This window comes from Cribrihabitans pelagius, assembly GCF_048820915.1.
Lineage (GTDB): Bacteria > Pseudomonadota > Alphaproteobacteria > Rhodobacterales > Rhodobacteraceae > Cribrihabitans_A > Cribrihabitans_A pelagius.
The window spans coordinates 150,006-173,461 of sequence record NZ_JBMERR010000007.1; the positions used below are offsets into that span (position 1 = coordinate 150,006).

The window sequence follows — 23,456 nt, forward strand, 5'->3', positions numbered from 1 at the left end:
ACAAGGAAGGGTTCGCGGCACGCGTGAGCCCTTCTCCGCAACAAAAGGAGGCCATAATGGCTAAGGAAAAGTTTGAGCGTAACAAACCGCACGTCAACATCGGCACCATCGGCCACGTTGACCACGGCAAGACCACGCTGACCGCGGCGATCACCAAATATTTCGGTGACTTCAAAGCCTACGACCAGATCGACGGCGCGCCGGAAGAGAAAGCCCGCGGCATCACCATCTCGACCGCGCACGTCGAGTATGAGACCGAGAACCGCCACTATGCGCACGTCGACTGCCCCGGCCACGCTGACTATGTGAAGAACATGATCACCGGTGCGGCGCAGATGGACGGCGCGATCCTGGTGGTGAACGCAGCCGACGGCCCGATGCCGCAGACCCGCGAGCACATCCTGCTGGGCCGCCAGGTCGGCATCCCGAAGATGGTCGTCTTCATGAACAAGGTGGACCAGGTCGACGACGAAGAGCTGCTGGAGCTCGTCGAGATGGAAATCCGCGAACTGCTGTCCTCCTACGACTACCCGGGCGACGATATCCCGATCATCGCGGGTTCGGCTCTGGCGGCGATGGAAGGCAACAAGCCCGAAATCGGCGAAGAGAAGATCAAGGAGCTGATGGCGGCTGTCGACGACTACATCGACACCCCCGAGCGCGCTGTCGACCAGCCGTTCCTGATGCCGATCGAAGACGTGTTCTCGATCTCCGGCCGCGGCACCGTTGTGACCGGCCGTGTCGAGCGCGGCGTGATCAACGTTGGCGACGAGATCGAAATCGTCGGCATCAACGACACCAAGAAAACCACCTGCACCGGCGTGGAAATGTTCCGCAAGCTGCTGGACCGCGGTGAGGCGGGCGACAACATCGGCGCGCTGCTGCGCGGTGTCGACCGTGATGGCGTTGAGCGCGGCCAGGTGCTCTGCAAGCCGGGCTCGGTGACCCCGCACACCAAGTTCGAAGCCGAGGCCTATATCCTCACCAAGGAAGAAGGCGGCCGCCACACGCCGTTCTTTGCGAACTACCGTCCGCAGTTCTACTTCCGCACCACCGACGTGACCGGCACCGTGACCCTGCCGGAAGGCACCGAGATGGTGATGCCGGGCGACAACCTGAAGTTCGACGTTGAACTGATCGCGCCGATCGCGATGGAGCAGGGCCTGCGCTTCGCCATCCGCGAAGGCGGCCGCACCGTCGGCGCCGGCGTGGTGTCGAAGATCACCGAGTGATCGTAGATCCCGAGACGCGCCTGGTTGGTGTGTCGAAGATCACCGGGTAATCGGAACTTCCGATACCTGGATGGAAGGGCCGCTCAACCGAGCGGCCCTTTTTCATCGCAGCAACCGGAAACCGGCACGGATTCCGGCCCGGAAAAACCGATTATTCCGGGCCGTTTTCCCTGAAGGCAAACAACAGGCTTCCGTGATGTTGTGGGAGCGCATCCAGTTTTATCATGGGCTGTGCCACTGGAGGGAAGGAGACTGCCCGCCGGGTCGTGGCTATTTGCGATTGCTTGCCTCGCACTGTCCTGATTAATTGCCACAGGAGAACCGGGAGGACGGGGCATTGCGCAAACCGGGAAGTGTGAAATCTTTGGAAACACTGGGCCGGGAACGGCTGTCGCGTCATTTCTTCATGCGGGACTTTCTCTACAGCGAGATCGGAAATTTCTTCAGGATTCGGAATATACCGGATGATCCCGAATTAGCTCTCCGCGTGGGCCGCAGGCTGGCTGCTGAGCTGCTCGAGCCTCTCGTTGAAACCTTCGGCCCGATTGCTGTTCGGTCGGCCTACCGATCGCCTGAAGTTAACGGGTACGGGGCTGAGCAAGGGCTGGGCTGTGCATCCAACAAGTCCAACCGGGCGTCACATATTTGGGACCAAAGGGATGACGGCGGGAACTGCGGCGCTTGCGTCAGTATCGTCGTCCCCTGGTTTGCGGATCAGTATGAGCAAGGGCGCGATTATCTTGATCTGGCTTGGTGGCTCTACGACCACCTCAACTTTCACCGCATTCGCTTCTTTCCGAAGCGCGCAGCGTTCAATCTCACGTGGAGAGAGAACCCGGAGAGAAGCGTTTACTCCTGGATCGGCCCGACACGGGCTATCCTCAAGGCCGGAGCAGTGCCGCCGCCTGAAGATGAGCGCCAGCCGCGCTATCGGGACTTCCCGGCTTTCCGCGCGATTACCTATCCGCCGCTGCCGGAGCGTTTTGCGGAACAGCGTTGAAGAGCCCCTTGCCCGTCAGCTCAAACCCGCGTATAGGGCGCGAGTTCGCCACGTGCGAATGGAGGCGGGATGATTCCCGCCTTTTGGGTTCGATGAGGGGTTGCGGTGAGCGCGGGCCCTCCTCTCAACCCCAACGCCTGGATAAAAAGGCATATCTATGCAAAGCCAAAACATCCGTATCCGGCTGAAGGCATTTGACTACCGCGTACTGGATTCCAGCACGCAGGAGATCGTCAACACTGCCAAGCGGACCGGCGCGCAGGTGCGCGGGCCCATCCCGCTGCCGAACAAGATCGAGAAGTTCACCGTTCTGCGCGGCCCGCACGTCGACAAGAAATCCCGCGACCAGTTCGAGATCCGCACCCACAAGCGGCTCCTGGACATCGTTGATCCGACCCCGCAGACCGTGGACGCGCTGATGAAGCTCGACCTCGCGGCCGGCGTGGACGTCGAAATCAAGCTGCAGTCATAAGATCGGAGGGTAGTTGAACATGCGCTCTGGTATTATCGCAAAGAAAGTCGGCATGACCCGGCTGTTCCTGGAAGACGGCAAGCAGATCCCGGTGACCGTGCTGTCGCTGGACGGGCTGCAGGTTGTTGCGCAGCGCACCGCGGACAAGGACGGCTACACCGCCGTTCAGCTCGGTGCAGGCGCCGCAAAGGCCAAACGCACCTCGCAAGCCATGCGCGGCCACTTCGCCGCTGCCAAGGTCGAGCCCAAGCGGAAGCTCGCGGAATTCCGCGTCTCCGAAGACGGCCTGATCGACGTCGGCTCCGAGATCTCGGCCGAGCACTTCCTGGCAGGCCAGAAAGTGGACGTCACCGGCACCTCGATCGGTAAAGGTTTCGCCGGTGCCATGAAACGGCACAACTTCGGCGGCCTGCGCGCCTCGCACGGCGTGTCGATCAGCCACCGTTCGCACGGCTCCACCGGCCAGTGTCAGGACCCCGGCAAGGTCTTCAAAGGCAAGAAGATGGCCGGCCACATGGGTGCTGCCCGCGTGACCACCCAGAACCTGGAAGTGGTGAAAACCGACGCCGAGCGCGGCCTGGTCTTCATCAAAGGTGCCGTTCCGGGCCCGAAATCCGGCTGGGTCACCGTCAAGGACGCCGTCAAGAAGAAGGCGCCCGAGGGCCTGCCGTTCCCGGCTGCTCTGAAAACTGCTGCTGAGGCACCTGCTGCCGAAGCGCCCGCGGAAGGGGGTGAAGCATGAAACTTGACGTGATCAAACTGGACGGCGGCAAGGCTGGCGACATCGAACTGTCCGAAGACCTGTTCGGCCTGGAGCCGCGTGCGGACATCCTGCACCGGGTGGTCCGCTGGCAGCGCAACAATGCGCAGCAGGGCACCCACAAGGTGAAGACCCGTTCGGAGACGTCCTACTCGACCAAGAAGATCTACCGCCAGAAGGGCACCGGCGGCGCACGCCACGGTGACCGCAACGCGCCGATCTTCCGCAAGGGTGGTATCTACAAGGGTCCCGTCGTCCGTTCGCACGGCCACGAGCTGACCAAGAAGTTCCGCAAGCTGGGCCTGCGCCACGCGCTGTCCGCCAAGGCGAAAGCGGGCGAGCTGGTCATCATCGAGGATGCAGCTGCCGAAGGCAAAACCGCCGCTCTGGCCAAGCAGGTGAAAAACCTGGGCTGGAAACGCGCGCTGATCATCGATGGCTCTTCGGTCAACGAAGACTTCCTGAAAGCGTCGCGCAACATCGAAGGCCTGGATATCCTGCCGACGATGGGTGCAAACGTCTATGACATCCTGAAGCGTGACACCCTGGTGATCACCAAGGCAGGTGTCGAAGCACTGGAGGCTCGTCTGAAATGAGCGCGAAAGCAGAACACTACGACGTGATCCGCAAGCCGATCATCACCGAGAAATCCACCATGGCGTCCGAAAACGGCGCAGTGGTGTTCGAGGTGGCAATCGACTCCAACAAGCCGATGATCAAGGAAGCCGTCGAGGCGCTCTTTGGCGTCAAGGTGAAAGCGGTCAACACCACCGTCACCAAGGGTAAGGTCAAGCGTTTCCGCGGCCAGATGGGCCGCCGGAAAGACGTGAAGAAGGCCTATGTGACCCTGGAAGAAGGCAACACCATCGACGTGTCCACCGGACTCTGAGATTTGCCTTTTTGACAAGATTGAGAGGCCCTCGCGCAAGCGGGGGCCTTTTGTGTTGGGGTAGGGGGCTTGTGGGGCATGGCGGGGTCCTTTGGGTAAGCTGTTTCCCAAGGTATAGCCGCTGCCGGTTGAGAACCGCGAAGCCCTGCGTGCGGTGGATGCGCAACGGGCTGGCTCGCTAGTTTAGGCTGCCCAAGGATTTGAGAAGAGCTATCAACCCCCTGCGACAGGCCGCGCAGCCAGAATGTTTGCTAGACTCAAATGCTTACCTACAGCAAGAATTGGAGGCGCCCGCTCGCGCTTTACACTTATCCTGTCTAATTTATGGAGTGAAAGAGCATACTCCGGGCACCCCTCGGAGGAATAAAGCAGAGGATAATTCTTTGGTGCAAAAATATACCTATGGTGGTCTCTTGGATGATGTTATTCAAAGATTTGACCCTATTGCTGGGGTTTTCGAAGCTGATTTCTTTACTAGGCAGTTGATAAAGTCAGCACTTTTTGGTTATCCGATAATCATCAACGATGGTTATCTTTTCGCAAGCGATGGGTTTGACCAACTTTCCGATGAGAAAAGCCTGTTATGGGGAATGATACGCACCGGATTTGCCCAAGTTATTACAAAGACTGGCGAACTGGATGTGGATGCTTTTGTCGATACTCCAGAAAGAATGTCGGCTAGAGGTATGGCCTCAAACGAAGCCACACTTGCTCGTCCGGACTATGCGGAGCGCAAAGCCGAAATTAAGAGACACTGCGGTTTTTTCGATGAAGGTGGACTCAGAGCGTTCCCGCCATTCCAGATGGACGCCGGTTTTCGAAAGCTATTCGCTAGGTTGAAGGGTAAAAGTATAGAAGACTTAGGTCTCATGGGGTTCTCAGAAAGTAGTTTTTCAGAGATATTTGATCGCATAGTCGAGAACGAGAAATATGCTGAGTTTCCTAGGCAAACTGTTGAGGATACTTTGGAAAAGGCCAAATCCGAGCGGCTGATAGTTTCAGATATGGCTGTGAGGAGTTTGATGTCTATCGCTTGTCAAGCTTACCACTACAATTTTGCAATGTGCCTTTCTCATAGTATGGGGCAAGATGTTGGAGCTGAAACTACAATCGGGAGATCGTTCGAGGATTTGCTAGGCTTTAGTGAGTACTATGAGGTAGACCCACTTCGAGCGGGTTTGACACCCTTGATCGGGATACCTCAGACGTTTCCTCGGGATCGCCTGGACATATTTTTGAATTTTACTGTCAGAGGGACTAGGATTTACAAGAAAAAGTGGGAGTTCCTAAATTTTGTAAAAAGTGCAGTGTCTTTAAATAATAGAGATTCTATTGGGGACTTGGAGAAGGACCTTGAGGATGCCTTTCGCACTTATGCTTCTGCCATAGCAGCGTACATGGCGGAAGAGGGCATAAGTGGAGTTAGCCTCTTAAGTTTTAGAGAGCGTTCGTCTCTGAAAATCGCACATTCTTTGGTTGCCTTTGGTGTTGGTGAGGTTGGTGGAAGAAGCCTTGCAGTATTCAGTTCGTTGGCGCCGACAATAAAAAGTGCGCTCGGAAAAAGAAAGCTATTCAAAAGTGTGGCAGCTTCCGTTGCAAACATTAGCCAGCGCAGTAACAGTGCTTTGATTGAGCGGGCTCTTCGCCCGCAAAGTTTTCGGAGTCCGAATGATGGAAACTTGATCTACTTGGAAGAGTTAACTGCAGCTCACTCATCGGTTGGCTTCAGCAGTGACGCTGCTTTGAAGCATACTGTTGACTTACCCAGATTTGGGGTAAATTGACATGAAAAGTTGAGTTCAAAAAAGTGGCGGCGCGAAGTGAACATTCTTCGTTGCATTGTACTGGACACCCCTCTCCATCACTGCTAAACGCCATCCATCCTGAAGACCCCGGATTCGTTCCGGGGTCGTTACGTTTGTCGGGATGTTCGAACTGGGGACCTTCGGGGCCCTATAACTCAGGCACCTACGGGGGCCTTCAACATAGCCGGGCCAAAGACAACAACCTAAGGCCTGGCACGCTAAACGGAAGACAGAAAGCATGGCACTCAAGTCGTATAAGCCGACGACGCCGGGCCAGCGTGGGCTGGTTCTGATCGACCGTTCGGAGCTTTGGAAAGGGCGTCCGGTCAAATCTCTCACTGAGGGTCTGACCAAATCGGGCGGCCGGAACAACACCGGACGGATTACCTCCCGCCGCCGTGGCGGCGGCGCAAAGCGCCTCTACCGGATCGTTGACTTCAAACGGAACAAATTTGATGTAGCGGCCACCGTTGAGCGGATCGAATACGACCCGAACCGGACCGCATTCATCGCGCTGATCAAATACGAAGATGGCGAGCAGGCCTACATCCTGGCCCCCCAGCGTCTCGCTGTCGGCGACAAGGTTGTGGCGTCGCAGAAAGCCGACATCAAGCCGGGCAACGCAATGCCGTTCTCGGGCATGCCGATCGGTACCATCGTTCACAACATCGAAATGAAGCCCGGCAAAGGCGGCCAGATCGCCCGTGCAGCCGGTACCTACGCTCAGTTCGTTGGCCGTGACGGCGGTTACGCTCAGATCCGCCTCTCGTCGGGCGAACTGCGCTTGGTCCGTCAGGAATGCATGGCCACCGTCGGTGCCGTGTCGAACCCGGACAACTCGAACCAGAACTTCGGTAAAGCCGGCCGTATGCGCCACAAGGGCAAGCGTCCCTCCGTGCGCGGTGTCGTGATGAACCCGATCGACCACCCCCACGGCGGTGGTGAAGGCCGGACCTCCGGTGGCCGCCACCCGGTGACCCCCTGGGGCAAACCGACCAAGGGCAAACGGACCCGCAACAAAAACAAGGCGTCGCAGAAGCTTATCGTCCGCTCGCGCCACGCCAAGAAGAAAGGCCGCTAATCCATGGCACGTTCCGTATGGAAAGGCCCCTTCGTTGATGCTTACGTCCTGAAAAAGGCCGAAGCAGCGCGTGAATCGGGCCGCAATGAAGTGATCAAGATCTGGTCGCGCCGTTCCACCATCCTGCCGCAGTTCGTCGGCCTGACCTTTGGTGTGTACAACGGCCAGAAGCACATTCCTGTCAACGTCTCGGAAGACATGATCGGTCAGAAGTTCGGTGAATACTCGCCGACCCGCACCTATTATGGCCATGCCGCTGACAAAAAAGCGAAGCGGAAGTAAGTCATGGGTAAGGAAAAGAATCCCCGCCGCGTGGCAGACAACGAAGCAATGGCAAAACTGCGCATGCTCCGCACCTCCCCGCAGAAACTGAACCTGGTGGCGCAGATGATCCGCGGCAAGAAGGTCGAGAAGGCGCTGACCGACCTCACCTTCTCCAACAAGCGGATTGCAGCAGACGTGAAGAAATGCCTTCAGTCCGCAATCGCGAATGCCGAGAACAACCACAACCTGGACGTCGATGAACTGATCGTCGCCGAGGCATGGGTTGGCAAGAACCTGACCATGAAGCGCGGCCGTCCGCGGGCTCGTGGCCGGTTCGGGAAAATCCTGAAGCCGTTCGCGGAGATCACCATCAAGGTGCGTCAAGTTGAGGAGCAAGCCTAATGGGTCAGAAAGTAAATCCGATTGGCATGCGCCTTCAGGTCAACCGCACCTGGGACAGCCGCTGGTACGCAGACACCAAAGACTATGGTGATCTGCTGCTTGAGGACATCGCCATCCGCGAGTTCATCAACGCAGAGTGCAAGCAGGCCGGCATCGCGCGCGTGATCATCGAGCGCCCGCACAAGAAGTGCCGCGTCACCATCCACACCGCCCGTCCGGGCGTCATCATCGGCAAGAAAGGCGCGGACATCGAAGTCCTGCGCAAGAAGCTGGCCAAGATGACCGACAGCGAGCTGCACCTCAATATCGTTGAAGTGCGCAAGCCGGAACTGGACGCGCAGCTGGTTGGCGAGTCGATCGCTCAGCAGCTGGAACGCCGTGTGTCCTTCCGCCGCGCGATGAAGCGGTCGGTGCAGAACGCCATGCGCATGGGCGCCCTGGGTATCCGGGTGAACGTCGCTGGCCGTCTGGGCGGCGCGGAAATCGCGCGGACCGAATGGTACCGTGAAGGCCGCGTGCCGCTGCACACCCTGCGTGCCGACATCGATTACGCTGCTTCCGAGGCGATGACCCCTTACGGGATCATCGGGATCAAGGTCTGGATCTTCAAAGGTGAGATCATGGAGCACGATCCTTCGGCGCGTGACCGCAAAGCACAAGAACTCCAGGACGGCCCTGCACCCCGTGGTGCTGGTGGCGGTCGCCGCGACCGTTAAGGAGACAGAAAGATGCTTCAACCAAAGCGTACTAAATTCCGCAAAATGCACAAAGGCCGGATCTCCGGCCTGGCAAAAGGCGGTTCCGACCTGAACTTCGGCACCTACGGTCTGAAGGCTACCCAGCCCGAGCGCGTCACCGCGCGCCAGATCGAAGCCGCACGCCGTGCCATGACGCGCCACATGAAGCGTCAGGGCCGCGTCTGGATCCGGATCTTCCCGGACACCCCGGTGACTTCGAAGCCGACCGAAGTCCGTATGGGTAAAGGTAAGGGTTCCGTGGATTACTGGGCTGCCAAAGTGAAGCCCGGCCGCGTGATGTTCGAGATCGACGGCGTCAATGACGACATCGCCCGCGAGGCCCTGCGCCTGGCCGCGATGAAGCTGCCGATCAAGACCCGCATCGTGGTCCGCGAAGACTGGTAAGCCCGGCCTTCCCCAAAAACTAAAATAGCCCCCGCCGAAGATCCGGCGGGGGCTTTTTCGTTCCTGACCGGGCCCGTAGAGGGCGTCTGGCGTGAGGCTCAGGGGCAGGTGAGACATGTTCTTCGGGCCGGGGTCTGGCCGGTTTCGTGCCGTCTCGTGTCCAGGGGAGGGGGCGTGCGGGTGGGGAAAGGTGTTCCGGCCCGGGGATACAGTGCCCCGGGCCGGAGAACCTGTGCGCAGCAGCGGCCTCAGGCGGCCCGGGCAGTGCCGCTTCCGGACTGCACCGGGCGCGCGCGGTGTTCCTCATCGGTCCGGAAGCCGCCGATGGCGCGGGCAAGCCGGGCCGCCTCCTCCCTCAGCATCTGGCCGGCAGCGGCGGTTTCCTCCAGCATGGCGGCGCTGCGCTGGGAATCTTTGTCGAGCGATTCCAGCGCGATATTGACCTCCGAGATGCCGTTGGCCTGGTCGACGGAATTCTCGGCGATCTCGTTCACCTTCTCGACCGCGCGGCTCACCGTTTCCAGGATTGCGGCCAGCGAGTCGCCCGCCTCGTCTACCAGCTGCACGCCGGAGGTGACTTCTGTCTGGCTGCTGTTGATCAGTGCACTGATCTCCTTGGCCGCGGCCGAAGACCGCTGCGCAAGGGCCCGCACCTCCGAGGCAACGACGGCAAAGCCGCGTCCGGCCTCGCCTGCGCGGGCGGCCTCGACCCCTGCGTTGAGTGCCAGGAGATTGGTCTGGAAGGCAACGTCGTCGATCAGCCCGGTGATCTTGGAAATCGCATCCGACGAATCCTTGATCCGCTGCATGGCCGAAACGGTCTGCTCGGCAACCTCGCGGGTGGCTTCGGCCTTGTGCTGGGCGTCGTTGACGAACTTCCTGGCCTCCTGCGCGCTGCCTGCGGTGTCGCGCACGGTGTCGCTGACCGTTTGCAGCGCGGCGGAGGTTTCCTCCAGCGCGGCTGCCGAGGATTCGCCCCGGCGCGAGGCGTCGGCCACCGCGGTGGAGATCTCAGCCGAGGTGTTGTTCAGCATCTCGCTGCTGCCCGCAAGCTGGCGGATGATGCCTTCGAGACTGTCGGCCAGGTTGTCGATGGCGTCGGAGATGTCCTTGAAAACGCCCTTCTGCCCGTCCGGCATGCGCCGGGTCAGGTCCCCATTGGCCAAGGCGCCGACCACATCCAGCACGTCGCCGAGGCCCTTTTCGGCCACATCGCCGATGGCGTTCACGCCCTGGCTCAGCCCGGCGAACTGGCTGCTGCTGCCGCTGGCCGCGATCCGGCGCGAGAAGTCGCCCTCGCCGCAGGCGGCGATGACGGTGGTGATCTCTCCGGTCAGCCGGTGCTTGGACTCTTCGGCGTCGCGGAACATGCCCACCGCAGTGGCAATTGCCGAAATCTCGCGGATGCGGCTCTTCGGGAGTTCGGGGGCGAAGTCGTTCCGCAGCATCTTCTTGAGCACGATGTCGGTCCGCTGCAGCGGGCGCGCGATGCTGCGGGCAAGCAGCAGGGCCACGGTGATAAAGATGGCGGCGCCGCCGATCCCGGCCCGCAGCGCGTTGGTTTGCGCCGCCGCGCTTACCGCCTCGCTTTCATGCATCACGCCGGCCAGCTCTTGCCGCACCTTTTCGTGAACTTCGGCCAGAATTGGCTCCGCAGTGGCGTAATGGCTGGACACCTCGCGGCGAAGTTCTTTTTCCCGCAGGGATTCCCCGACATAGGCAGCGAAGGATTTCTGGTAGACATCCATCAGTCCGAGGATTTCCTTCTGCTGGGCGCTGCTTTCATAGTAACCCGCCGGGAAGGCGCGGAATTCCTCGACCCGGGCGTTCAGGCGGTCCAGGTACTTCGGGGCCTGGCGCATGATGAAATCCTTCTCGTGCCGCCGCATCATCAGCATCTTGACCTGCATGACCGGCTGGTCGAGCTGTTTGAGCGTGGCTTCGGCATTCTTCACGGCGGCGCGCAGCTCGCCCTCGAGGCCGCTGTTCTCGTCCAGGCCAAGCCGCATGTTGCTGGCGGTGAGGGCAAGGAAGGCGGCTTCGTAATCACGGATCGCTTCGCGGATCGCGGCGACCTGCGCGTCATTGCCGGCGAGGGACGGAACCGCGGCAACTTCCGTGCGCACCTTGCTGAAGGCTTCCTTGAGGCGCGCCATGGTATCGGCGTGGCGCGCGGCATATTTCGCGTCGCGGCGCAGCAGGAAGTCCTTCTCGGCCCTCCGGGCCATCAGGAACTCCAATTCGGTCTCGTCGAGGTGGATGTAGATCTTTTCGATCATTGCGACCTCGGCCTGCATGCGGTCCCGCACGCCGTGGGAATAGAGCGACAGGCTGACCAGGGCAAACATGAGCCCGCCCGCAAGCACAATGATCGAGAGAATGGCGGTACGGATTGTCAGGAGTGACTTCATGAGGGGAATACCGGTTTGCTGTTAAGCTGGGGAGTTTGGTGACTGTCAGGACTCGCCTGCAAAACTGCCTGCAAACCGTTAAGACAGCGTGAGTTTGCGTGGTTGGTTTGAATTATTGATACATTCCGTACGGAATCCGCACGCTATTGGCTGCGTGCAAGCGGCCTCTCGCCCTGACTTGCGGGCTGGGGTAAGAGGAGGCATGGCACAAATTGAATCACTCTTTGTTACGCGCCTCTACCGCGCGCCCCTGTCCGAGTTCGCCCCGAAGGTCGACGCGGATGAGATGGAAAACTCCTGCCTTGTGATCGCGGGTGATGACGACGCCGGCCAGGACTGGTGCGAAGAGAACGGTTATCCCGGATACACCTCCTATGCCTCGCTCACCGATTTGCCGTGGCGCTTCCCGATCTTTGCCGACCTGGTGAAGGTGCTGGACCAGCATGTGGCGGCCTTTGCCAAGGACCTGGAGTTCGACCTCGACGGCCGCGAGCTGAAGCTGGAGGACATCTGGATCAACATCCTGCCTGAAGGCGGCACCCATTCCTCGCATCTGCACCCGCATTCGGTGATTTCCGGCACGACCTATGTCGCGATGCCGGACGGAGCGAGTGCGCTCAAGCTGGAAGACCCGCGCTCGGCCCGGATGATGGCGAGCCCAGCCCGCACCAAGGACGCGCGGCGCGAGTTGAAGCCCTTCATCTACGTGAAGCCCGAGGTGGGCGACGTGCTGTTGTGGGAAAGCTGGCTGCGCCACGAGGTGCCGATGAACATGGCCGAAGACGAGCGGATCTCGGTCAGTTTCAACTATGCTTGGGGGTAGGCGCAGGCACGGCATGGCAGGTTCGCGCACCGCCCCAGGGCTGCATCCAATCCGCCCTTGCCCCCAAGGCGATCCTCCTCTATAGGGACCCATCGCTTGTCCCTTTTCCGCACAGGATCTGGGCCAGGTGATTCTTTTTGCCGCGCTATGCTGCGCGGATGACATAACCCACCAGGGACAAGGTGACCCATCGGGGCCTTCTGGTGCTTAGGACAAGGAACAAAGGCGATGAACGCCAATGATCTGCGCGACAAGACCGTGGATGAACTCCGCGATACGCTCGCATCCCTGAAAAAAGAGAGCTTCAACCTGCGCTTTCAGCAGGCGACCGGTCAGATGGAAAACACTGCTGGCATCAAGGCGGCCCGCCGCAACGCTGCCCGCGTGAAGACCATCCTGAACGAAAAAGCTGCAGCCGCAGCTGCTGAATAAGGAGCGACACGATGCCCAAACGCATTCTCACTGGCACCGTGACCAGCGACGCCAACGCCCAAACCGTAACTGTTTCGGTCGAGCGCCGCTTTACGCACCCGGTTCTGAAGAAAACCATTCGTAAGTCCAAGAAGTACCGGGCTCACGATGAGCAGAACGCTTTCAAGGTCGGCGACACCGTACGCATCATCGAATGCGCGCCGAAATCGAAAACGAAACGCTGGGAAGTTCTGGAAGCCTAAGAGTCTCAATCGAGACTCCTGGCGGCTAGACTTAACAGTCAGTCGAAACCCTGGGGGATCACGCCACGCATCGGCGCCCCAAAGGTCGGGAGAAACCACATGATCCAGATGCAAACAAATCTGGATGTAGCTGACAACTCCGGCGCCCGCCGAGTTCAGTGCATCAAGGTTCTGGGTGGCTCCAAGCGTAAATACGCATCCGTAGGCGACATCATCGTCGTCTCGGTCAAGGAAGCCATCCCGCGCGGCCGCGTGAAGAAAGGTGACGTCCGCAAGGCCGTCGTCGTGCGCACCGCCAAAGAAGTCCGCCGTGAAGACGGCACCGCGATCCGCTTCGATCGCAACGCCGCTGTCATCCTGAACAACAACAACGAGCCGGTCGGCACCCGTATCTTTGGCCCGGTTGTTCGTGAACTGCGCGCGAAGAACTTCATGAAGATCATCTCGCTGGCTCCGGAGGTGCTGTAATCATGGCTGCTAAACTCCGCAAAGGCGACAAGGTCGTCGTGCTGGCCGGCAAGGATAAGGGCAAGGAAGGCACCATCGCCTCCGTTGACCCGAAAGCCGGCAAAGCTGTTGTCGAAGGCGTGAACATGGCGATCCGCCACACCCGCCAGTCGCAATCCGAACAGGGCGGCCGTCTGCCCAAGGCACTGCCGATCGACCTGTCGAACCTGGCGCTGCTGGACGCAAACGGCAAGGCAACCCGGGTTGGCTTCCGCATGGAAGGCGACAAGAAAGTTCGCTTCGCCAAAACCACGGGGGACGTGATCGATGCTTGATAACGCAACCTACACCCCGCGTCTGAAAGCTCTTTACAAGGAAACCATCCGTGGCGCCCTGAAGGAAGAGTTCGGCTACAAGAACGACATGATGCTCCCCAAGCTGGAGAAAGTCGTTCTGAACATCGGCTGCGGCCGTGCGGCCGTCAAAGACAGCAAGAAAGCCAAGTCCGCTCAGGCTGATCTGACCCTCATTGCAGGCCAGAAAGCTCTGACCACCGTGGCAAAGAACTCCATCGCCGGCTTCCGCGTTCGCGAAGGCATGCCGATGGGCGCCAAGGTGACCCTTCGCGGTGACCGGATGTACGAATTCCTGGATCGCCTGATCACCATTGCAATGCCCCGCATCCGCGACTTCCGCGGCGTTTCGGGCACCTCCTTCGACGGCCGCGGCAACTACGCCATGGGCCTGAAGGAGCACATGGTGTTCCCGGAGATCGACTTCGACAAGATCGATGAGCCCTGGGGCATGGATATCGTGATCGCCACCACCGCGAAAACCGACGCGGAAGCAAAGGCGCTGTTGAAAGCTTTCAACATGCCCTTCAACAGCTAAGCGCGGGAAGGAAAAGACATGGCTAAGAAAAGCATGATCGAACGCGAGAAGAAGCGCGAGCGCCTGGTGGCAAAATACGCCGCGAAGCGTGCCGAGCTGAAAGAAATCGCGACTGACGAAAACCGCCCGATGGAGGAGCGTTTCAAGGCGCGCCTCGAGCTGGCGAAACTGCCGCGCAACTCGTCGCCCACGCGGCTGCACAACCGCTGCCAGCTGACCGGCCGTCCGCACGCTTACTACCGTAAGCTGAAGATCAGCCGTATCGCACTGCGCGAGCTGGGCTCCGCCGGCCAGATTCCTGGCCTGGTGAAATCGAGCTGGTAAGGGAGAGAGTGATATGAACGATCCTATCGGCGATATGCTCACCCGTATCCGTAACTCTCAGATGCGCGGCAAATCCACCGTCCTGACCCCGGCTTCCAAGCTGCGGGCTTGGGTGCTGGACGTGCTGGCGGACGAGGGCTACATCCGCGGCTATGAGAAGATGACTGGCGAAAATGGCCACCCGGCCATCGAAATCAGCCTGAAATACTTCGACGGCGAACCCGTTATTCGCGAGCTCAAGCGGGTCTCCAAACCCGGCCGCCGCGTTTACATGGGCGTCAATGACATCCCGTCGGTCCGTCAGGGCCTGGGCGTGTCGATTGTCTCCACCCCCAAGGGTGTGATGTCGGACGCAAACGCACGCGCAGCCAACGTCGGCGGCGAAGTGCTTTGCACCGTCTTCTAAGGAGGCCACACGATGTCCCGTATTGGTAAGAAACCGGTCGAACTGCCCAGCGGCGTGTCCGCGAGCGTGTCCGGCCAGACCATCGAGGTGAAAGGCCCGAAAGGCGCCCGTACCTTCACTGCCACCGACGATGTGACCCTCACCGTTGAGGAAAACACCGTCAAGGTCGAGCCGCGCGGCAAGTCCAAGCGTGCCCGCCAGCAGTGGGGCATGTCGCGTACCCAGGTTGCAAACCTGGTTACCGGCGTGACCCAGGGTTTCAAGAAGGAGCTTGAGATCCAGGGTGTGGGTTACCGGGCGCAGGTTCAGGGCAACACCCTGAAGCTGAACCTCGGTTACAGCCACGACGTCGATTTCGTTGCTCCGGAAGGTGTCACCATCACCGCGCCGAAGCAGACCGAAATCGTTGTGGAAGGAAACGACCAGCAGCAGGTGGGCGAAGTGGCGGCGAAAATCCGCGACTGGCGCCGTCCCGAGCCCTACAAGGGCAAAGGCATCCGCTACAAGGGTGAGTTCATCTTCCGCAAGGAAGGCAAGAAGAAGTAAGGACCAGCAAAATGGCAAACAGCAAACGTACCCTGTTTCTGAAGCGCCGGCTGCGCGTCCGGAACAAGCTTCGCAAAGTGAACGCAGGCCGTCCGCGCCTGTCCGTGCACCGTTCGAACAAGAACATCTCGGTTCAGCTGATCGACGACCTGCGCGGCGTGACCCTGGCCTCCGCCTCCACCCTGGAGAAGGACCTGGGCCACGTCGGCAAGAACAACGTCGAAGCAGCGACCAAGGTTGGCCAGGTGATCGCAGAGCGCGCCAAGGCAGCCGGTGTCGAAGAAGCTTATTTCGACCGCGGCGGGTTCCTGTTCCACGGCAAGGTGAAGGCTCTGGCCGACGCCGCGCGTGACGGCGGCCTGAAGATCTAGTGTGGCTGCGGGCGGCGTTCGCGCCGCCCCGATGATCCGGGAGCCCGCTTCATTGGCGCGGGCTCACCAGGATTGAACTAACAGGCGCCAAGCGCCAGACAGAAAGGGATGCCTTATGGCAGAACGTGACAACCGCCGGGGCGGCCGCCGCGAACGCGACGAAGCACCGGAATTCGCAGATCGCCTGGTCGCGATCAACCGCGTGTCGAAAACCGTCAAAGGCGGTAAGCGCTTTGGCTTTGCAGCTCTCGTCGTCGTCGGCGACCAGAAGGGCCGCGTCGGCTTCGGCAAGGGCAAGGCGAAAGAAGTGCCCGAGGCGATCCGCAAGGCGACCGAACAGGCCAAGCGCCAGATGATCCGCGTGCCGCTGAAAGAGGGCCGCACCCTGCACCACGACATGAACGGCCGCCACGGCGCCGGCAAGGTCGTGATGCGCACCGCGCCGGAAGGTACCGGGATCATCGCGGGCGGCCCGATGCGTGCCGTCTTCGAAATGCTCGGCATCAAGGACGTTGTGTCCAAGTCGATCGGTTCGCAGAACCCCTACAACATGATCCGCGCCACCATCAACGGCCTGACCAAAGAGCAGAGCCCGCGTTCGGTTGCACAGCGCCGCGGCAAGAAGGTCGCCGACATCCTGCCCAAGCGGGACGAAGCACCGGCTGCCGAAGCCGCTGAAGCGTAAGGAGACGGACAAATGGCTAAAACCATCGTTGTAAAGCAGATCGGCTCGCCGATCCGCCGCCCGGCCAAACAGCGCCAGACCCTGGTCGGCCTGGGCCTGAACAAGATGCACAAAACCCGCGAGCTGGAGGATACCCCCTCCGTGCGCGGCATGGTCGCCAAGATCCCGCATCTGGTCGAGATCGTCGAAGAGCGCGGCTAAGCCTCTTCGCAGCAAAGACTGAAGACGCCTCCGGGATGCCGGGGGCGTTTTTTTTGTGCCGTGTGTTCTTCAGTTTCGCCCGGAGCCAGGGCGCCCATCGGCCCAATGTCCCGCCCATGCATGTGCTGCATAGCCGGTTGTCCGTACTGTCAGTTGTTAGCGCCACCGCAAGCGCCTATCTCAGCCTCACCAGAAGATGGAAACACAGGCGCCGGGAATAGGCCCGGACGCACAGAAAGGACGAAACGATGGCACATGTTATCAGCACCCCGAACCACGGCCTTGGCCTCTCCGCCCGCATCAGCCGCTACGTCGAGAGCGTGCAGCGCACCTGGGCGCTGAACCGCGAGTACAAACGCACCTATGCCGAGCTGGACGGGCTGTCCAACCACGAGCTGGCCGACATCGGCGTGCGCCGCTGCGATATCGCGGACATCGCCCGCCAGCACGTCTACGGCCGGTAAACGGTCTTCAGGTTTTCGCCCGGAGAGGTCCCTTCCTCCTCCCTGGCCCTTCGGGCGCAGAGCGCCCCCGCCGCATTGGCGGGGGCGTTGTCTCTCAAGTCGGTCTGGAAGAGCCCTGCGCGTGAGCCATGCAGCCGCTGCAAAGCGGCCAGACCAAAGCGGGCGTTGCGGGGGCAGGGGCCTCTGACTATCTCCCGTCTGTCACAAAACGACCACGACATGCCTTGCTCCGGGAACCCGTCCCGGCGCCGCTGAAAAGGAATTGACCAATGGCATATTCGACCCTCTCCGCCCCCGCCGCCTCCGGCTTCTCCCTGCGCCTGCGCACCGCCGTCTCCGGCCTGGCGCAAACCTGGCGCCAGCGGATGGAATACAAGCGCACCGTGAACGAGCTGCGCGCACTGTCGGACCGCGAGCTGTCCGACATCGGCCTGCACCGCTCCGCGATCCGCGGCATAGCCCGGACCCAGGTCTACGGCCGGATCTGAGGCCAGGGAGTCTCCCCTCCGGATCCTTCTCCTCCCTCCTCTCCGGATCCGGATGAAAAGCGCTCCTGCCCTGCGGCAGGGGCGTTTTTGTTTGCCCTCGGCATCGCACTCCGGGGCCGGGAGGGCATTTCCGAGCCGCGGGCTTGAACCGGGCGGCTATCGGGTCTATACGCCCCCGGTGGCCTTGCGGGCCACGGAATCACCAATTGAACAAAGCCGCGGTTGGCCCAATCCGCTTCGGGGGCCACATCCGGCAAGGAGAAGCGACATGAAACTTCACGAACTGCGCGACAATCCCGGCGCTGCCAAGAAACGCACCCGCGTCGCCCGCGGCCCCGGCTCCGGCAAGGGCAAGATGGGCGGCCGTGGTATCAAGGGTCAGAAATCCCGCTCGGGCGTTTCGATCAACGGTTACGAAGGCGGCCAGATGCCGCTCTACCAGCGCCTGCCCAAGCGCGGCTTCAACAAGCCGAACCGCAAGGCATATGCCGTTGTGAACCTGGGCCTGATCCAGAAGTTCATCGACGCAGGCAAGCTGGACGCGGCCAATGTCACCGAGGACTCGCTGGTGGAATCCGGCCTGGTGCGCCGCAAGCTGGACGGTGTCCGCGTGCTGGCGAAGGGCGACATCACCGCCAAGGCAACCATCACGGTGACCGGCGCTTCCAAGGCAGCCATCGAGGCCGTTGAAAAGGCTGGCGGCGCTCTGACCGTGGCTCAGGCAGCCGCCGCGGAGTAACGGCTTGTTCGCGGCGCCAATGCCGCTTACATAGTCCCAAGTTTTCCTTGAACGCCGCCCGAGCCGGAAAACGGTTCCGGGCGGCGTTTCCGCTAAAGAAGAGACCTTTTCATGGTATCAGCAGCAGAACAAATGGCGGCGAACACCAGCTGGGCAGCCCTGGGCAAGGCCACGGATCTGCGCAACCGGATCCTGTTCACCCTCGGCCTCCTGATCGTCTACCGGCTTGGCACCTTCATTCCGGTTCCCGGCATCGATGCCGCGGCCCTGCGCCAGTTCATGGAGCAGGCGGGCCAGGGCATCGGCGGCATGGTGTCGATGTTCACCGGCGGCGCGCTTGGCCGGATGGGGATTTTTGCCCTTGGCATCATGCCCTATATCTCCGCCTCCATTATCGTTCAGCTTCTGGCCTCCATGGTGCCCGCGCTTGAGCAGATCAAGAAAGAGGGCGAGCAGGGCCGCAAGAAGATCAACCAGTACACCCGCTACGGCACCGTGGTGCTGGCGACGGCGCAGGCTTATGGCCTGGCCGTTTCGCTGGAATCCGGGGACCTCGCGACCGATCCGGGCATGTATTTCCGCATGGCCTGCATGATCACCCTGGTCGGCGGCACCATGTTCCTGATGTGGCTGGGCGAGCAGATCACCCAGCGCGGCATCGGCAACGGTATTTCGCTGATCATCTTTGTCGGCATCATCGCCGAGGTTCCGGCTGCCATCGCGCAGTTCTTTGCCTCCGGCCGTTCCGGCGCGATCAGCCCCGCGGTGATCATCGCCGTGATCCTGATGGTGATCGCGGTGATCATGTTCGTGGTGTTCATGGAGCGCGCCCTGCGCAAGATCCACATCCAGTACCCGCGCCGCCAGGTCGGCATGAAGGTCTATGACGGCGGCTCCTCGCATCTGCCGGTCAAGGTGAACCCGGCGGGCGTGATCCCGGCGATCTTCGCCTCCTCGCTCTTGCTGCTGCCGACCACAATCTCGGCGTTCTCCTCGGGGGCGGCGACCGGTCCGGTGATGTCCTGGCTCTTGGCCAATTTCGGTCCCGGCCAGCCGCTGTACCTGCTGTTCTTCGTCGCGATGATCGTGTTCTTTGCCTATTTCTACACCTTCAACGTCTCCTTCAAACCCGATGACGTGGCCAACAACCTGAAGAACCAGAACGGCTTTGTTCCCGGCATCCGCCCGGGCAAGAAGACCGCGGAATACATCGAATATGTAGTGAACCGCATCCTGGTTCTGGGCTCCGGCTATCTGGCGCTGGTCTGCCTGCTGCCCGAGGTGCTGCGTGGCCAGTTCGCGATCCCGGTTTATTTCGGCGGCACGTCGGTGCTGATCGTGGTCTCGGTCACGATGGACACGATCCAGCAGGTGCAAAGCCACCTCCTCGCGCATCAGTATGAAGGCCTCATCGAGAAGAGCCAGCTGCGCGGGCGCAACAAGAAACGCACGAAACGGGGGCCCTCTCGCCGATGACCAATATTATTCTTCTTGGACCGCCGGGCGCCGGCAAGGGCACCCAGGCGCGTCACCTGGTGGAGACCCGCGGCATGATCCAGCTGTCGACCGGCGACATGCTGCGCGACGCCAAGACCAGCGGCACCGAAATGGGCAGGCGGGTTGCCGAGATCATGGATGCCGGCAAGCTGGTCACCGATGAGATCGTGATCGGGCTGATCGAGGAGAAACTCACGAGCCAGACCGGCGGCGGCTTCATCTTCGACGGTTTCCCGCGCACCCTTGCGCAGGCCGATGCGCTGGCGGCGCTGCTGGCAAAGCTGGGCCAGTCGCTGCACACGGTGATCGAGATTCGCGTCGACGATGATGCGCTGGTCGAGCGTATCACCGGCCGTTTCACCTGCGGCAACTGCGGCGAGGTCTACCACGACAAGACCAAGCCGACCGAAAAGCCGGGCGTCTGCGATCATTGCGGCAGCACCGAGATGGTGCGCCGGGCCGACGACAACGAGGAAAGCCTGCGCACCCGGCTGATGGAATACTACAAGAAGACCTCGCCGCTGATCGGCTACTATTACGCCAAGGGCGACCTGCGCCCGGTCAACGGTCTGGCCGATATTTCCGAGGTGAAGGCCTCGATCCAGGCCGTTCTCGGCTGACGCGGCCACGTCCGGGCAAGAGTTTTGAGGGCCGGGGAAGTTTCCCGGCCTTTCCCGTTTCCGGCGGGGTTGACGCCCCCGGATTTTCCACATACCCAACCGCATCCCTCCTGGGAACGATTCCCGGCGGGCAGATTCGTTTGCCTGCTGACATACCTCATTAAATGCTGGACCCTCTGGCCACACTGCCACGGTCAAGCGTTGTGAAAAAAGGTTCTGGTACTACGGAACCGCAACGAAAAGGAAGTGACACGTGGCACGTATTGCCGGCGTTAATATCCCGACTGCAAAGCGGGTACCCATCGCCCTCACCTATATCACCGGTATCGGCAACACCTCGGCGAAAGCAATCTGCGAAGCCGTGGGTATCGATGCAACCCGCCGTGTGAACGAACTGTCGGACGCAGAAGTCCTGGCGGTCCGTGAGCACATCGACGCCAACTACACCGTCGAAGGCGACCTGCGCCGCGAAGTTCAGATGAACATCAAGCGCCTGATGGACCTCGGCTGCTACCGCGGCCTGCGCCACCGCCGCAACCTGCCGGTTCGCGGTCAGCGCACCCACACCAACGCCCGCACCCGTAAGGGCCCGGCGAAGCCGATTGCCGGCAAGAAGAAGTAAGGGAGGGTTCGATCAATGGCACGCGATAAATCCCGCGTTAAGCGTAAAGAACGCAAGAACATCGCAACCGGTGTTGCGCATGTGAACTCTTCGTTCAACAACACCAAAATCCTGATCTCCGATGTGCAGGGCAACGCGATCTCCTGGTCGTCGGCCGGCACCATGGGCTTCAAAGGCTCGCGGAAGTCGACGCCTTACGCCGCTCAGATGGCTGCGGAAGACGCAGGCAAGAAGGCTCAGGAACACGGTGTGAAAACCCTGGAAGTCGAAGTGCAGGGCCCCGGCTCTGGCCGCGAATCGGCGCTGCGCGCGCTGGCGGCTGTCGGCTTCAACATCACCTCGATCCGTGACGTGACCCCGATCGCGCACAACGGCTGCCGCCCGCCGAAGCGCCGCCGCGTCTGATCGCAGGAAATTCCGCTGGGGCCCCGCTTTTCCGCAGGGCCCCAGTCCGTCATTTAAACCTCGGGAGTCTCCGCCTTCGGACATGGGGCAGAGACAAGAATGGAGGGACCGCATGATCCACAAGAACTGGGCAGAGCTGATCAAGCCGACGCAGCTTGACGTGAAGCCGGGCAATGACCCCGCGCGCCAGGCGACCGTCGTCGCCGAACCGCTGGAGCGCGGCTTTGGCCTGACGCTGGGCAACGCCGTGCGCCGCGTGCTGATGAGCTCGCTGCAAGGTGCCGCAATCACCAGCGTGCAGATCGACAACGTGCTGCATGAATTCTCCAGCGTTGCCGGTGTGCGTGAAGACGTCACCGACATCATCCTGAACCTCAAGGGCGTTTCCCTGCGCATGGAAGTCGAAGGCCCCAAGCGCCTGTCGATCAATGCCAAGGGCCCGGCTGTCGTCACCGCAGGCGACATCGCCGAAACCGCCGGCATCGAAGTTCTGAACCGCGACCACGTGATCTGTCACCTGGACGACGGCGCCGACCTGTTCATGGAACTGACCGTGAACACCGGCAAGGGCTATGTCTCCGCCGACAAGAACAAGCCGGAAGACGCGCCCATCGGCCTGATCCCGATCGACGCGATCTACTCGCCGGTCAAGAAGGTCTCCTATGACGTGCAGCCCACCCGTGAGGGCCAGGTGCTGGACTATGACAAGCTGACCATGAAGGTGGAAACCGACGGTTCCATCACCCCGGATGACGCCGTGGCCTTTGCCGCCCGCATCCTGCAGGATCAGCTGTCGATTTTCGTCAACTTCGACGAGCCGGAATCGGCCAGCCGCCAGGACGACGAAGACGGTCTCGAGTTCAACCCGCTTCTGTTGAAGAAGGTGGACGAGCTGGAACTGTCCGTGCGTTCGGCCAACTGCCTGAAGAACGACAACATCGTCTATATCGGCGACCTGATCCAGAAGACCGAAGCCGAGATGCTGCGCACTCCGAACTTCGGCCGCAAGTCTTTGAACGAGATCAAGGAAGTGCTGTCGGGCATGGGCCTGCACCTCGGCATGGACGTCGAGGACTGGCCGCCGGACAACATCGAAGATCTGGCAAAGAAGTTCGAAGACAGCTTCTGAACCATTCGGAGGGGGCCGCGGCCCCCTTCACAAATTCCCGGGTTTGGCCGGGGAACACGCGGGCATCTGCCCCAAGGAGAGCACCCCGCACGCATGGGGCGCCAGACAAAGCAAAACGCTGATCAAAGGATTGAACAATGCGTCATAAACGTGGTTACCGCCGCCTGAACCGGACCCATGAGCACCGCAAGGCCCTGTTTGCCAACATGGCTGGCTCGCTGATCGAACACGAGCAGATCAAAACCACTCTGCCGAAGGCAAAAGAACTGCGCCCGGTCGTTGAAAAACTGATCACCCTGGCAAAGCGCGGCGACCTGCACGCCCGCCGTCAGGCCGCAGCCCGCCTGAAAGAGGACAAGGACGTCGCCAAGCTGTTCGAGGTTCTGGGCCCGCGCTACAAGGACCGCCAGGGCGGCTACATCCGCATCCTGAAGGCCGGCTTCCGCTATGGCGACATGGCGCCGATGGCCATCATCGAATTCGTCGACCGTGACACCTCTGCCAAAGGCGCCGCCGACAAGGCCCGCCTGGCCGAGTTCGAGGCCGCCGAAGAAGAATAAGGCGCAGCCGGTCCGCCTGGATCGCCGCCCTGGCCCCCGCTCCGCCCCGGAGCGGGGGCTTTTCGTTTTTGCCCCCACGACCTCCCCCCATGACACTCCCCCGTGC

General features: G+C 61.0%; 34 protein-coding genes. 33 read left to right on the forward strand and 1 reads right to left on the reverse strand.

Annotated elements, in window-relative coordinates:
• Positions 1-56 precede the first annotated feature (56 nt).
• From tuf to rplP, 12 genes are all read left to right on the forward strand, one after another.
• Positions 57-1,232: an elongation factor Tu gene (gene tuf, locus ACOHX0_RS08415; RefSeq protein WP_420676218.1), complete on the forward strand. Its 1,176-nt coding sequence runs from the start codon at positions 57-59 to the stop codon at positions 1,230-1,232.
• 337 nt (positions 1,233-1,569) lie between these two features.
• Positions 1,570-2,232, forward strand: coding sequence for a hypothetical protein (locus ACOHX0_RS08420; protein WP_420676232.1), 663 nt, complete (start codon positions 1,570-1,572; stop codon positions 2,230-2,232).
• A gap of 157 nt (positions 2,233-2,389) precedes the next feature.
• Positions 2,390-2,704, forward strand: a complete 315-nt coding sequence (rpsJ, locus tag ACOHX0_RS08425; protein WP_420676233.1) for a 30S ribosomal protein S10 — start codon at positions 2,390-2,392, stop codon at positions 2,702-2,704.
• A 19-nt stretch (positions 2,705-2,723) separates the two neighbouring features.
• On the forward strand, positions 2,724-3,446 hold the full coding sequence (gene rplC, locus ACOHX0_RS08430; protein ID WP_420676234.1) for a 50S ribosomal protein L3: 723 nt from the start codon (positions 2,724-2,726) through the stop codon (positions 3,444-3,446).
• Positions 3,443-4,060, forward strand: a complete 618-nt coding sequence (rplD, locus tag ACOHX0_RS08435; RefSeq protein ID WP_420676235.1) for a 50S ribosomal protein L4 — start codon at positions 3,443-3,445, stop codon at positions 4,058-4,060. The genes rplC and rplD overlap by 4 nt, the downstream gene beginning before the upstream one ends.
• Entirely contained in the window at positions 4,057-4,353 is a 297-nt protein-coding gene (locus ACOHX0_RS08440; protein ID WP_420676236.1) for a 50S ribosomal protein L23, read from the forward strand. Before rplD ends, ACOHX0_RS08440 begins: the two co-directional genes overlap by 4 nt.
• A 386-nt stretch (positions 4,354-4,739) precedes the next feature.
• Positions 4,740-6,137: a hypothetical protein gene (locus ACOHX0_RS08445; RefSeq protein ID WP_420676237.1), complete on the forward strand. Its 1,398-nt coding sequence runs from the start codon at positions 4,740-4,742 to the stop codon at positions 6,135-6,137.
• A 259-nt stretch (positions 6,138-6,396) separates the two neighbouring features.
• Positions 6,397-7,239, forward strand: coding sequence for a 50S ribosomal protein L2 (gene rplB, locus ACOHX0_RS08450; protein WP_420676238.1), 843 nt, complete (start codon positions 6,397-6,399; stop codon positions 7,237-7,239).
• Positions 7,240-7,242: 3 nt separating this feature from the next.
• A complete protein-coding gene (rpsS, locus tag ACOHX0_RS08455) occupies positions 7,243-7,521 on the forward strand; it encodes a 30S ribosomal protein S19 (protein WP_008554066.1) in 279 nt (92 codons plus the stop codon).
• Between the two features lie 3 nt (positions 7,522-7,524).
• Complete coding sequence (gene rplV / locus ACOHX0_RS08460; RefSeq protein ID WP_264212177.1) at positions 7,525-7,905, forward strand: 50S ribosomal protein L22; 381 nt, start codon at positions 7,525-7,527, stop codon at positions 7,903-7,905.
• Positions 7,905-8,621 carry a 30S ribosomal protein S3 gene (gene rpsC / locus ACOHX0_RS08465; RefSeq protein ID WP_420676239.1) on the forward strand — a complete coding sequence of 239 codons (717 nt, stop codon included), beginning with the start codon at positions 7,905-7,907 and terminating at the stop codon, positions 8,619-8,621. The genes rplV and rpsC overlap by 1 nt, the downstream gene beginning before the upstream one ends.
• A gap of 12 nt (positions 8,622-8,633) precedes the next feature.
• Positions 8,634-9,047, forward strand: coding sequence for a 50S ribosomal protein L16 (gene rplP / locus ACOHX0_RS08470; protein ID WP_420668239.1), 414 nt, complete (start codon positions 8,634-8,636; stop codon positions 9,045-9,047).
• Between the two features lie 248 nt (positions 9,048-9,295).
• On the opposite strand, the gene ACOHX0_RS08475 is transcribed toward rplP, so the two are convergent.
• On the reverse strand, positions 9,296-11,458 hold the full coding sequence (locus ACOHX0_RS08475; RefSeq protein WP_420676240.1) for a methyl-accepting chemotaxis protein: 2,163 nt from the start codon (positions 11,456-11,458) through the stop codon (positions 9,296-9,298).
• Positions 11,459-11,660: 202 nt separating this feature from the next.
• Here ACOHX0_RS08475 and ACOHX0_RS08480 point away from each other — a divergent pair, with 202 nt between their 5' ends.
• The 21 genes from ACOHX0_RS08480 (at position 11,661) to rplQ (ending at position 23,350) form a co-directional block, all read left to right on the forward strand.
• Entirely contained in the window at positions 11,661-12,281 is a 621-nt protein-coding gene (locus ACOHX0_RS08480; RefSeq protein WP_420676241.1) for a 2OG-Fe(II) oxygenase family protein, read from the forward strand.
• 228 nt (positions 12,282-12,509) lie between these two features.
• On the forward strand, positions 12,510-12,713 hold the full coding sequence (rpmC, locus tag ACOHX0_RS08485; RefSeq protein ID WP_420676242.1) for a 50S ribosomal protein L29: 204 nt from the start codon (positions 12,510-12,512) through the stop codon (positions 12,711-12,713).
• Between the two features lie 11 nt (positions 12,714-12,724).
• On the forward strand, positions 12,725-12,955 hold the full coding sequence (gene rpsQ, locus ACOHX0_RS08490; RefSeq protein ID WP_420676243.1) for a 30S ribosomal protein S17: 231 nt from the start codon (positions 12,725-12,727) through the stop codon (positions 12,953-12,955).
• A 99-nt stretch (positions 12,956-13,054) separates the two neighbouring features.
• Complete coding sequence (gene rplN, locus ACOHX0_RS08495; RefSeq protein WP_005621870.1) at positions 13,055-13,423, forward strand: 50S ribosomal protein L14; 369 nt, start codon at positions 13,055-13,057, stop codon at positions 13,421-13,423.
• Positions 13,424-13,425: 2 nt separating this feature from the next.
• Positions 13,426-13,737: a 50S ribosomal protein L24 gene (gene rplX, locus ACOHX0_RS08500; protein ID WP_420676244.1), complete on the forward strand. Its 312-nt coding sequence runs from the start codon at positions 13,426-13,428 to the stop codon at positions 13,735-13,737.
• Positions 13,730-14,293 (forward strand): 50S ribosomal protein L5, encoded by a 564-nt coding sequence (gene rplE / locus ACOHX0_RS08505; RefSeq protein WP_420676245.1) that lies wholly within the window; start codon positions 13,730-13,732, stop codon positions 14,291-14,293. Before rplX ends, rplE begins: the two co-directional genes overlap by 8 nt.
• 18 nt (positions 14,294-14,311) lie before the next feature.
• Positions 14,312-14,617 (forward strand): 30S ribosomal protein S14, encoded by a 306-nt coding sequence (gene rpsN / locus ACOHX0_RS08510; protein WP_420676246.1) that lies wholly within the window; start codon positions 14,312-14,314, stop codon positions 14,615-14,617.
• Positions 14,618-14,630: 13 nt separating this feature from the next.
• Positions 14,631-15,023, forward strand: a complete 393-nt coding sequence (gene rpsH / locus ACOHX0_RS08515) for a 30S ribosomal protein S8 (RefSeq protein ID WP_420676247.1) — start codon at positions 14,631-14,633, stop codon at positions 15,021-15,023.
• Between the two features lie 12 nt (positions 15,024-15,035).
• Positions 15,036-15,569 carry a 50S ribosomal protein L6 gene (gene rplF / locus ACOHX0_RS08520; RefSeq protein ID WP_420676248.1) on the forward strand — a complete coding sequence of 178 codons (534 nt, stop codon included), beginning with the start codon at positions 15,036-15,038 and terminating at the stop codon, positions 15,567-15,569.
• Positions 15,570-15,580: 11 nt separating this feature from the next.
• Complete coding sequence (gene rplR, locus ACOHX0_RS08525; RefSeq protein WP_420676249.1) at positions 15,581-15,940, forward strand: 50S ribosomal protein L18; 360 nt, start codon at positions 15,581-15,583, stop codon at positions 15,938-15,940.
• A 115-nt stretch (positions 15,941-16,055) separates the two neighbouring features.
• Complete coding sequence (gene rpsE, locus ACOHX0_RS08530) at positions 16,056-16,625, forward strand: 30S ribosomal protein S5 (protein ID WP_420676250.1); 570 nt, start codon at positions 16,056-16,058, stop codon at positions 16,623-16,625.
• 12 nt (positions 16,626-16,637) lie between these two features.
• Positions 16,638-16,826, forward strand: a complete 189-nt coding sequence (rpmD, locus tag ACOHX0_RS08535; RefSeq protein ID WP_420676251.1) for a 50S ribosomal protein L30 — start codon at positions 16,638-16,640, stop codon at positions 16,824-16,826.
• Positions 16,827-17,074: 248 nt separating this feature from the next.
• The gene (locus ACOHX0_RS08540; protein WP_420676252.1) at positions 17,075-17,290 is read left to right on the forward strand and encodes a DUF1127 domain-containing protein; all 216 of its coding nucleotides are present in this window, start codon (positions 17,075-17,077) and stop codon (positions 17,288-17,290) included.
• A gap of 269 nt (positions 17,291-17,559) precedes the next feature.
• A complete protein-coding gene (locus ACOHX0_RS08545; protein WP_420676253.1) occupies positions 17,560-17,778 on the forward strand; it encodes a DUF1127 domain-containing protein in 219 nt (72 codons plus the stop codon).
• Between the two features lie 268 nt (positions 17,779-18,046).
• A complete protein-coding gene (gene rplO / locus ACOHX0_RS08550; RefSeq protein WP_420676254.1) occupies positions 18,047-18,517 on the forward strand; it encodes a 50S ribosomal protein L15 in 471 nt (156 codons plus the stop codon).
• Positions 18,518-18,628: 111 nt separating this feature from the next.
• Positions 18,629-19,993 (forward strand): preprotein translocase subunit SecY, encoded by a 1,365-nt coding sequence (secY, locus tag ACOHX0_RS08555; RefSeq protein WP_420676255.1) that lies wholly within the window; start codon positions 18,629-18,631, stop codon positions 19,991-19,993.
• Entirely contained in the window at positions 19,990-20,634 is a 645-nt protein-coding gene (locus tag ACOHX0_RS08560; protein ID WP_420676256.1) for an adenylate kinase, read from the forward strand. The genes secY and ACOHX0_RS08560 overlap by 4 nt, the downstream gene beginning before the upstream one ends.
• 253 nt (positions 20,635-20,887) lie before the next feature.
• Positions 20,888-21,256, forward strand: coding sequence for a 30S ribosomal protein S13 (gene rpsM / locus ACOHX0_RS08565; protein WP_420668256.1), 369 nt, complete (start codon positions 20,888-20,890; stop codon positions 21,254-21,256).
• 15 nt (positions 21,257-21,271) lie between these two features.
• Complete coding sequence (rpsK, locus tag ACOHX0_RS08570; protein WP_420668257.1) at positions 21,272-21,661, forward strand: 30S ribosomal protein S11; 390 nt, start codon at positions 21,272-21,274, stop codon at positions 21,659-21,661.
• Positions 21,662-21,773: 112 nt separating this feature from the next.
• Positions 21,774-22,790, forward strand: coding sequence for a DNA-directed RNA polymerase subunit alpha (locus tag ACOHX0_RS08575; RefSeq protein ID WP_420676257.1), 1,017 nt, complete (start codon positions 21,774-21,776; stop codon positions 22,788-22,790).
• Between the two features lie 137 nt (positions 22,791-22,927).
• Positions 22,928-23,350, forward strand: coding sequence for a 50S ribosomal protein L17 (gene rplQ / locus ACOHX0_RS08580; protein WP_420676258.1), 423 nt, complete (start codon positions 22,928-22,930; stop codon positions 23,348-23,350).
• The last annotated feature ends 106 nt before the right edge of the window (positions 23,351-23,456 follow it).

What these genes read in the sequence shown, in the direction of transcription:
- tuf (WP_420676218.1), top strand. Translation starts at nt 57, where the DNA reads ATGGCTAAGGAAAAGTTTGAGCGTAACAAACCGCACGTCAACATCGGC.
- rpsJ (WP_420676233.1), top strand. Translation starts at nt 2,390, where the DNA reads ATGCAAAGCCAAAACATCCGTATCCGGCTGAAGGCATTTGACTACCGC.
- rplC (WP_420676234.1), top strand. Translation starts at nt 2,724, where the DNA reads ATGCGCTCTGGTATTATCGCAAAGAAAGTCGGCATGACCCGGCTGTTC.
- rplD (WP_420676235.1), top strand. Translation starts at nt 3,443, where the DNA reads ATGAAACTTGACGTGATCAAACTGGACGGCGGCAAGGCTGGCGACATC.
- ACOHX0_RS08440 (WP_420676236.1), top strand. Translation starts at nt 4,057, where the DNA reads ATGAGCGCGAAAGCAGAACACTACGACGTGATCCGCAAGCCGATCATC.
- rplB (WP_420676238.1), top strand. Translation starts at nt 6,397, where the DNA reads ATGGCACTCAAGTCGTATAAGCCGACGACGCCGGGCCAGCGTGGGCTG.
- rpsS (WP_008554066.1), top strand. Translation starts at nt 7,243, where the DNA reads ATGGCACGTTCCGTATGGAAAGGCCCCTTCGTTGATGCTTACGTCCTG.
- rplV (WP_264212177.1), top strand. Translation starts at nt 7,525, where the DNA reads ATGGGTAAGGAAAAGAATCCCCGCCGCGTGGCAGACAACGAAGCAATG.
- rpsC (WP_420676239.1), top strand. Translation starts at nt 7,905, where the DNA reads ATGGGTCAGAAAGTAAATCCGATTGGCATGCGCCTTCAGGTCAACCGC.
- rplP (WP_420668239.1), top strand. Translation starts at nt 8,634, where the DNA reads ATGCTTCAACCAAAGCGTACTAAATTCCGCAAAATGCACAAAGGCCGG.
- ACOHX0_RS08475 (WP_420676240.1), bottom strand. Translation starts at nt 11,458, where the DNA reads ATGAAGTCACTCCTGACAATCCGTACCGCCATTCTCTCGATCATTGTG.
- ACOHX0_RS08480 (WP_420676241.1), top strand. Translation starts at nt 11,661, where the DNA reads ATGGCACAAATTGAATCACTCTTTGTTACGCGCCTCTACCGCGCGCCC.
- rpmC (WP_420676242.1), top strand. Translation starts at nt 12,510, where the DNA reads ATGAACGCCAATGATCTGCGCGACAAGACCGTGGATGAACTCCGCGAT.
- rpsQ (WP_420676243.1), top strand. Translation starts at nt 12,725, where the DNA reads ATGCCCAAACGCATTCTCACTGGCACCGTGACCAGCGACGCCAACGCC.
- rplN (WP_005621870.1), top strand. Translation starts at nt 13,055, where the DNA reads ATGATCCAGATGCAAACAAATCTGGATGTAGCTGACAACTCCGGCGCC.
- rplX (WP_420676244.1), top strand. Translation starts at nt 13,426, where the DNA reads ATGGCTGCTAAACTCCGCAAAGGCGACAAGGTCGTCGTGCTGGCCGGC.
- rplE (WP_420676245.1), top strand. Translation starts at nt 13,730, where the DNA reads ATGCTTGATAACGCAACCTACACCCCGCGTCTGAAAGCTCTTTACAAG.
- rpsN (WP_420676246.1), top strand. Translation starts at nt 14,312, where the DNA reads ATGGCTAAGAAAAGCATGATCGAACGCGAGAAGAAGCGCGAGCGCCTG.
- rpsH (WP_420676247.1), top strand. Translation starts at nt 14,631, where the DNA reads ATGAACGATCCTATCGGCGATATGCTCACCCGTATCCGTAACTCTCAG.
- rplF (WP_420676248.1), top strand. Translation starts at nt 15,036, where the DNA reads ATGTCCCGTATTGGTAAGAAACCGGTCGAACTGCCCAGCGGCGTGTCC.
- rplR (WP_420676249.1), top strand. Translation starts at nt 15,581, where the DNA reads ATGGCAAACAGCAAACGTACCCTGTTTCTGAAGCGCCGGCTGCGCGTC.
- rpsE (WP_420676250.1), top strand. Translation starts at nt 16,056, where the DNA reads ATGGCAGAACGTGACAACCGCCGGGGCGGCCGCCGCGAACGCGACGAA.
- rpmD (WP_420676251.1), top strand. Translation starts at nt 16,638, where the DNA reads ATGGCTAAAACCATCGTTGTAAAGCAGATCGGCTCGCCGATCCGCCGC.
- ACOHX0_RS08540 (WP_420676252.1), top strand. Translation starts at nt 17,075, where the DNA reads ATGGCACATGTTATCAGCACCCCGAACCACGGCCTTGGCCTCTCCGCC.
- ACOHX0_RS08545 (WP_420676253.1), top strand. Translation starts at nt 17,560, where the DNA reads ATGGCATATTCGACCCTCTCCGCCCCCGCCGCCTCCGGCTTCTCCCTG.
- rplO (WP_420676254.1), top strand. Translation starts at nt 18,047, where the DNA reads ATGAAACTTCACGAACTGCGCGACAATCCCGGCGCTGCCAAGAAACGC.
- secY (WP_420676255.1), top strand. Translation starts at nt 18,629, where the DNA reads ATGGTATCAGCAGCAGAACAAATGGCGGCGAACACCAGCTGGGCAGCC.
- ACOHX0_RS08560 (WP_420676256.1), top strand. Translation starts at nt 19,990, where the DNA reads ATGACCAATATTATTCTTCTTGGACCGCCGGGCGCCGGCAAGGGCACC.
- rpsK (WP_420668257.1), top strand. Translation starts at nt 21,272, where the DNA reads ATGGCACGCGATAAATCCCGCGTTAAGCGTAAAGAACGCAAGAACATC.
- ACOHX0_RS08575 (WP_420676257.1), top strand. Translation starts at nt 21,774, where the DNA reads ATGATCCACAAGAACTGGGCAGAGCTGATCAAGCCGACGCAGCTTGAC.
- rplQ (WP_420676258.1), top strand. Translation starts at nt 22,928, where the DNA reads ATGCGTCATAAACGTGGTTACCGCCGCCTGAACCGGACCCATGAGCAC.